This is a genomic window from Janthinobacterium sp. BHSEK (genome assembly GCF_056174685.1).
In genome coordinates this window covers 1-6928 of record NZ_JBWBYV010000152.1, presented here as the reverse complement: position 1 = coordinate 6928, position 6928 = coordinate 1, and the positions used below count along the sequence as shown (strand labels likewise).

The following is a 6928-nucleotide window of genomic DNA, read 5'->3' as shown; positions in this document are numbered from 1 at the left end:
GCGGTATTAGCGTAACTTTCGCTACGTTATCCCCCACTCCAGGGTACGTTCCGATATATTACTCACCCGTTCGCCACTCGCCACCAGAGCAAGCTCCGTGCTGCCGTTCGACTTGCATGTGTAAGGCATGCCGCCAGCGTTCAATCTGAGCCAGGATCAAACTCTTCAGTTTAATCTCTGTTACTTTGCCCTTTTACAGGCACCGTCTTGCGACGGGTCGCTCACTCAAAAAACTGACAGACCACTACTTTCGTAGCGCCTATTTCATTATTTCTTGTGAACATTTGATATTTTAAGTATTACAGTAATCCGAAGATCACTGCTGCACTACATCAAATGCCCACACTTATCGACTGTTAATTGTTAAAGAACTGTATTCGGTGCCACTTTCGCGCCATCGACAAAGCGTTGTGTTTGTCAGCTGCGAAGAAGGAAGAGTATGAAGCAATTTGCTACGTCCGTCAACTCCTTCTTTTCTACTACCCAGCCCCTGAAGGCCGTCCCTTTTGTGCCGCAAACTGCTGCGTCTCATTGGGGAGGCGAACTATAGCAAAGCCGCCCACGGGCGGCAAGCTTTATTTCAGCAATTCGGCAACCGCCTTGCCGACATCAGTCGTACTGGCGCTGCCGCCCATGTCCGGCGTACGCGGGCCATACTCGAGCACCTGCTCGATAGCGCGCACAATCGCGTCATGCGCGGCCGTGTATTGGGTATCGCCATTGCCGAGAAAATCGAGCATCATGGCGCCCGACCAGATCATGCCAATCGGGTTGGCGATATTCTGGCCATAGATATCGGGCGCGGAACCGTGCACCGGCTCAAAGACAGAAGGGAAAGTGCGCTCAGGATTGATATTCGCCGACGGTGCGATCGCAATCGTTCCCGTGCATGCGGGCCCCAGGTCGGACAGGATATCGCCAAACAGGTTCGAAGCGACCACCACGTCAAAACGCTCGGGGCTGAGCACAAAACGGGCCGCAAGGATGTCGATATGGTATTTATCCCAGTGCACATCGGGAAAGCTCGGCCCCATCGCTTCGACTCGCTCATCCCAGAATGGCATGCTGATGGCAATGCCATTCGACTTGGTCGCCGATGTCAGGTGTTTTTTAGGCCGGCTTTGCGCCAGCTCAAACGCATACTTCAGGATGCGATCGACGCCCTTGCGCGTAAACACGGATTCCTGCAGCACCGTTTCGCGCTCCGTCCCCTCGAACATGCGCCCGCCCACGGACGAATATTCTCCTTCCGTATTTTCACGCACGACATAAAAGTCGATATCGCCAGGTTTCTTGTTCGCCAGCGGACACGGTACGCCCGGCATCAGCCGCACGGGTCGCAAGTTGACGTATTCGTCGAACTCGCGCCGGAATTTCAACAGCGATCCCCATAAGGAGATATGGTCGGGCACCTTGTCCGGCCAACCCACGGCGCCAAAATAGATGGCGTCAAAATCCTTGAGCTGGGCAAACCAGTCCGAGGGCATCATCTGGCCATGCTCCAGGTAATAGTCGCAATTCGCCCACGCCATGGTCGTAAACTGCAGGTCGATATTGAATCGGCGCGCCGCGGCCTCGACCACACGCAACCCTTCCGGCATGACTTCATTGCCGATGCCGTCGCCGGCGATGACTGCGATTCTGTGTCCGGGCATGACATTCTCCTGTGGATAAATGGATATGTTGATGATACTGGTGCCGCATCAGAATACAATCAGGGAATTCATAACCAAAGTATCCACATTTTGTGGGCAATCGATGAAAAATACGCCGCTGCTGGAAGACTTGCGCCTGTTTTGCCAGGTCGCCCATAAAACCAGTTTCGCCGCCACGGCGCTGGAACTGGGCATTTCCAAGGCGGTCGTGAGCAAGCGCATCGGCATGCTGGAAGCGGCGCTGCAAGTGCGTTTGCTGCACCGGACCACGCGCCGGGTCAGCGTCACCGATCACGGCGAGATCGTACGGCAATGGGCGCAGCGCATCCTGGAAGATGTCGAACAGATGGGTGAAGCGGTGGCGCAGTCGAAATTGCAGCCGCAGGGCTTGCTGCGCATCTGCTCCAGTTCCGGTTTTGGGCGCAACCGGCTCGGTCCCGCCCTATCCCAGCTGGCACGGCAGTATCCAAACCTGAAAATACAGCTGGAATTGCTCGACCGCCCCGTTGACCTGCTGGGCGAAGGTTTCGACCTCGACATTCGCATCGGCGAGGTGCGCGAGCCAGACCTGATCGCCCACCGCATTGCCAGCAACCAGCGCGTCCTGTGTGCCGCGCCCGCCTACCTGGCCCAACATGGCACGCCTGCCACACTGGCGCAATTGCGTGAGCATGACTGCATCGTCATCCGCGAGCGCGACCAGGATGGACGGCGCTGGAAACTGCAAGGGCCGCACGGGCAGGAAACGGTGAAGGTTGATGGACCGTTATCGGCCAACAATGGCGAGATCGTCCATCAATGGGCGCTGGATGGCCACGGCATCATCTTGCGCTCCGCATGGGATGTGGAAAGCAGTCTGGCGCAAGGCAAGCTGATCCGCATTTTGCCCGCGTATCAACAGGCCGCCGATGTGTGGGCGGTGACCACCTCGCGCCTGTCGAACTCGGCCAAGGTCAGAGCCTGCGTGCAATTTCTGCAACAGTGGCTGCAGACCCGCGTCTGATTGGCGCCTGATACGCTACACGAGGCGCGGCACATCCGGATACAGGCGGGCCAGGGTATCGGAAGTGATGGCGGCAATCACGGGGGCGATCCGCTCGGTCGCTTGCTCGGACGATTTTTCCCGGCGCATGTCTTTCCACAACTCTGCCAGCGTGCCCTCATGACGCGACACCGCTTGCTCGACTTCATCTTGCCAGAAGGCCGGCGCTTCGCTTTCCACAAAGTTGCCGCGGCCACGGCCAAAGTGCGCCACCGCTAAGTAACGCAGCACGCCTGCCACCACCAAGGTACGCAGGAAGGCATCGGTAAATTGCATCGTGGACTCGTTGCGATCCGTACCGGAATTAAAGCCCCAGGCCGCGCCCGCAAATGTCAGCGCACCGACCACGCCGCCAAGCAAGGCGCCCGTGCCCAACGTCAAGCCACCGGAAATCAGGTCGGCTGACAGTCCCGTCGCCGCTCCGGAAATCATGGCGCCCAACAACCCCGCTTGCGCCTTGTCGATCGGCGCGCGCACGGCGAAATTTTCCCGTATCCGGCTATTGATCTTATGCGCATCGGTCGGGTCGAGTTTGTGCAAGATCAACAGTTCACGCGTGATCACGCCGTTGTGCGTATTGAGGCGCGCCACCAGGCTAGCCATGGCCTTTTCCTGGCGTTGCTGCTCTGCATTCTTGCCGATACCCACAACTTGCAAAGCCGATTTCAGCAAACCCTTGGACGCCGGCTCGATGGCCTCGCGATCCTGGGCAGCCACAGTCAGCTGCGTGGCCAGCAAGTGCATGGCCTGCTGGAAACGCGCCGTATTCTGCGCTTGCCAGCTAGCAAACAAGCGCGCATAGCCACTTTGCTGTGATTGCGGCAACAACTTGCCCACGGCTTCGTAAAACACACGCTCATGCACCCAGCAGCGGGCAAAGGCATCGAGCGCCAAAACGTCGCGCACGATGGGATATTGCTGCAAATGCTCGCGCCAGCGCGCCTGCTCGCTGTGTTCTTCATTACCCGGACGTGGCGGCCCCATCTGATTGAGCAAGACCACCACTGGCTTGCCCAGCCATTCGAGGATTTTCATTTCCGCCGGCAAGTAACCCGCATCCTTCGGATGTTCCGAGGAGTTGACCAGGTACAGCACCACGTCGGCCGCGTCCTTGGCCGTGCGTAGCGCTTGCTGGCTCAGCCAGAACGGACGGTCGCGATACCGGTCCAGCACCTCGCGCAGGAACCAGCCGATGGGATTGCCCGACTGTCCCAGCCGCTTGAGCAGGCGCACGGAGTCGCCAAAGCCGGGCGTGTCCCACAATTGCAGGGCATCGCCCTGCGGCGTCGCCAGCAAGGTATGCGATTCGGCAAACACCGTCACGTGGGCGGCGTCGCGCACTTCGCCGATATCCACGCCCACCAGGGTGCGCGCCAATGTCGTCTTGCCATTATTCGTGTGCGAAATCAGCGCAAACTGAATCTGCACCGCATCATCCTGGATATCTTTATTCACATTCACACTCATGCTGCTGCCGATACTTTCAAGCCGACACCGGCATCGAGCGGGTGCAGGGCCGGATTGAGCAAATTGACCACGGTGGCCGTGGTTTTATGGAACTGGCAGAACTGTTGCCACAGGGCGACTCGTTCCGCCAAACGCGCGCCGTTATCCGCCTGCTCGCCCGCGCGCTCCAGGTAGCTGGACTCGTCGATCAGGACGGCGATGCCGCGCGCCGACGATTGCACCAGATAATCGAGGAAGGCGCCGTGATTTTCCTTTTCCGGCGTCGCCGTCAAATTGAACAGCACGGCCGTGATATTGACTTGCGGATCATTCAAGTCGGTGCCGCGCAAGACCTCCTGCGGCTCTTCGCCATACGACGTCGATGGACGCAGCATCATGCGGCCCTGCTCGCCAAACAGCATGATGGACAGCTGCCCCAGCCCCTTGTGGCGGGCTTCATCGACCGTAAAGCTGTACGGCAAGACGCGCAGCATGCCGCCCGTAGCCACGCCGATGCTTTCATTAAGCTTGCGGAAATACGGTTGATCGAGATCCAGCGGAAAGTGCCTGGCCAGGCGCGCGGCGCGCCAGTTGTTAACCAGGGCCAAGATCAGGCGGGGCACGACCACCAGCAGGAAAATCGTTGCCGCATACAAATGCACCCAGCGCGCGCCGCCTTCGACGGTCGTCGTTTGCGGGAAACGCAGCGCTTCGATTTCCGCCAGCGAAAACCCTTGTAAATGAAACAGGGCGATGGCCGGTGCAAACAGGGTCGACAGCAGGCTGTGCACCTGGCCGGCATTCAGAAACGTGCTCTCCCACCCGGCCGCGTACTGCGACAGGAAGCCGCGGGCATACAGCGAGGCGACGGCGCCGATGGCAAACATGGCAGCGCTCAGGTGAATGGTACGACCCAGGCGCGCGGCCGTCAGCTTGGCGCTCAGGTGCGCCCACTCCCCCATGAAACTGAGCAAGCCCGAGGACAAGGCGTGCGGCAATTTGCGAGGCAAGGCCAGGCGGCCCACGCTCAGGTGGCGCACCAATCCCGCTTTCGGCCAGCCCAGGGAACGCGAGGGAATGCATAGCCAGATCAGCAAGCCCAGGTAGACCAGCACATTCCAGGCGATTATCAACAGCAAGGGCGCCGACAACAAGTCGACGCGGTGCGGATCCGTGATGCGATCAAGCCCGGCGCCCAGCAGCAGTGCCAACAGGGGCAAAGTCAGCGCCAGGGTTTTCATGCCGTTACGGCGTTTCGCGAAAACGGCAAACGCGGGGGTGCGCTCGGTGATGCGCTTGATGATCAGCTCGGAGCGCTGCTGCAGGAAATCGTCACCCGTGACTTCGGCCTGCTTGCCCGAAGCTTGCCATTGCGCAAGCTCACGCGCACTGCGGCTGGCATACATGCGGTCATCCTCGCTGAGGACTTCTTTTTTCTGGTCGGCCGTCTCGATAGCACGGACCAATACCACTTCTCTCGCAATCTGCTCGTTCATGGTGCTCCTGTTTTTGTATGAAACGACAACTCGACAGGCAGATTGTGACGTACTTTTGTATTTCAGGCCAACGCGTCCTCGGTCCGGAACAAATGATGCAGCAGATAGATCAGGAAAGAAGCGATCCAGGCAGACCACAAGGTGTGCGTAAAAAATTGCGCACCTTGCAACTGTTGCTGCCAGCCTGCCGCCAAACCGCACAGCAGCATGACGCCAGTGAGCAGCAGCGCCGTGCGTGGCCGTCCAGGCAGGCAGAACAATGGCAAGGCCAGCATCCACCAGGCAATATTCGCCTGGGTCGCTGGCAGGCATACCATGGCAGATGCGCTGGCTGGCAACGTTTCCAGCAAACGCGTGTAAGGCTCCAGTCCGCCATAGCGCAATAAATCCGTGGGGCACGGCACATCGCTGAAAGAAGAGAGCCAATAGATGCTTAGCGGCACGAAGATAGCCGACAGCGCCGCCACGCGCAAGGCGCTGCGGCGTGAAGCAAGCCAGGCCACCGGACGCAAGGTGTCCCAGACGGCCAGCCCGATCATGACGGCGCCAAGCAAGAGCATACCTATCTGAAAACTGCCCGCCCACGCGCTGTCGGTGCCGACAAATTGCCCACGCGCATCGTCGAACATGCTGTCGGCAATCATGAGGTCGAGGTTGCTGTAATTGCCGATCCACAGTATCAGCATGGCCGACAGCATCAAAGCGCTATCGATGCCTTTGGGCGTTTTGACGAGTTTAAGCTTGGCCAGCATGGGTGCACACGTTACTTGATGAGAATGGAAGTCATCGTACAGTGTCAATATGAAGAGAACATGACGGTGCCCGCTGTGCACAACATGTGGTGATAAATGACAAAGGCAGCGCGCAGCGCTGCCTTTTTTTTCGCCTGCTGAACAGCGGGGGTCAGCCCCCTCACACTGAGCGTCGGTCGGCGGATCGGCGTAGGTCGGCTTAGCGCAGCGTAAGCCGACAGCACCAGCGGCGCACCCAACCGCCAGACGAAAAAAAACCCGCCAATTGCTTGACGGGTTTTTCTCTTACTGCGAATCACAAGCCTGACGATAACCTACTTTCACACTGGTTGCAGCACTATCATCGGCGCAAAGTTGTTTCACGGTCCTGTTCGGGATGGGAAGGGGTGGGACCAACTTGCTATGGTCATCAGGCATAACTTGTACTGACGGTTGCTCCCGATTGGGCAGCAGCGTCATGAATCTGGAAGAAGCAAAGATTTTGGGTAATGAATTGGTGTATCAACACACACGCAACGTTGTACCGTCTTATCCTCT

General features: G+C 58.5%; 5 protein-coding genes and 2 rRNA genes. 1 reads left to right on the top strand and 6 read right to left on the bottom strand.

From position 1 onward, the window contains the following. Positions 1 to 172: ribosomal RNA gene (locus AC0V2Y_RS27765) — 16S ribosomal RNA — on the bottom strand; the annotation flags it as partial. Positions 173 to 575: 403 nt separating this feature from the next. Then, positions 576 to 1655: a tartrate dehydrogenase gene (locus AC0V2Y_RS27760; RefSeq protein ID WP_475417570.1), complete on the bottom strand. Its 1080-nt coding sequence runs from the start codon at positions 1653 to 1655 to the stop codon at positions 576 to 578. 103 nt (positions 1656 to 1758) lie between these two features. Here AC0V2Y_RS27760 and AC0V2Y_RS27755 point away from each other — a divergent pair, with 103 nt between their 5' ends. Next, positions 1759 to 2658 (top strand): LysR family transcriptional regulator, encoded by a 900-nt coding sequence (locus tag AC0V2Y_RS27755; RefSeq protein ID WP_475417569.1) that lies wholly within the window; start codon positions 1759 to 1761, stop codon positions 2656 to 2658. 15 nt (positions 2659 to 2673) lie between these two features. On the opposite strand, the gene AC0V2Y_RS27750 is transcribed toward AC0V2Y_RS27755, so the two are convergent. From AC0V2Y_RS27750 to rrf, 4 genes are all read right to left on the bottom strand, one after another. Continuing rightward, positions 2674 to 4164, bottom strand: coding sequence for a DUF3482 domain-containing protein (locus tag AC0V2Y_RS27750; protein WP_475417568.1), 1491 nt, complete (start codon positions 4162 to 4164; stop codon positions 2674 to 2676). After that, complete coding sequence (locus AC0V2Y_RS27745; protein ID WP_475417567.1) at positions 4161 to 5639, bottom strand: DUF2868 domain-containing protein; 1479 nt, start codon at positions 5637 to 5639, stop codon at positions 4161 to 4163. The genes AC0V2Y_RS27750 and AC0V2Y_RS27745 overlap by 4 nt, the downstream gene beginning before the upstream one ends. A 62-nt stretch (positions 5640 to 5701) precedes the next feature. Continuing rightward, positions 5702 to 6391, bottom strand: coding sequence for a phosphatase PAP2 family protein (locus tag AC0V2Y_RS27740; RefSeq protein WP_475417566.1), 690 nt, complete (start codon positions 6389 to 6391; stop codon positions 5702 to 5704). A gap of 301 nt (positions 6392 to 6692) precedes the next feature. Further along, positions 6693 to 6805: ribosomal RNA gene (rrf, locus tag AC0V2Y_RS27735) — 5S ribosomal RNA — on the bottom strand. Positions 6806 to 6928 lie beyond the last annotated feature (123 nt).

Excerpts from the sequence above, each read along its gene's own strand:
- AC0V2Y_RS27760 (WP_475417570.1), bottom strand. The coding sequence starts at position 1,655 with ATGCCCGGACACAGAATCGCAGTCATCGCCGGCGACGGCATCGGCAAT.
- AC0V2Y_RS27755 (WP_475417569.1), top strand. The coding sequence starts at position 1,759 with ATGAAAAATACGCCGCTGCTGGAAGACTTGCGCCTGTTTTGCCAGGTC.
- AC0V2Y_RS27750 (WP_475417568.1), bottom strand. The coding sequence starts at position 4,164 with ATGAGTGTGAATGTGAATAAAGATATCCAGGATGATGCGGTGCAGATT.
- AC0V2Y_RS27745 (WP_475417567.1), bottom strand. The coding sequence starts at position 5,639 with ATGAACGAGCAGATTGCGAGAGAAGTGGTATTGGTCCGTGCTATCGAG.
- AC0V2Y_RS27740 (WP_475417566.1), bottom strand. The coding sequence starts at position 6,391 with ATGCTGGCCAAGCTTAAACTCGTCAAAACGCCCAAAGGCATCGATAGC.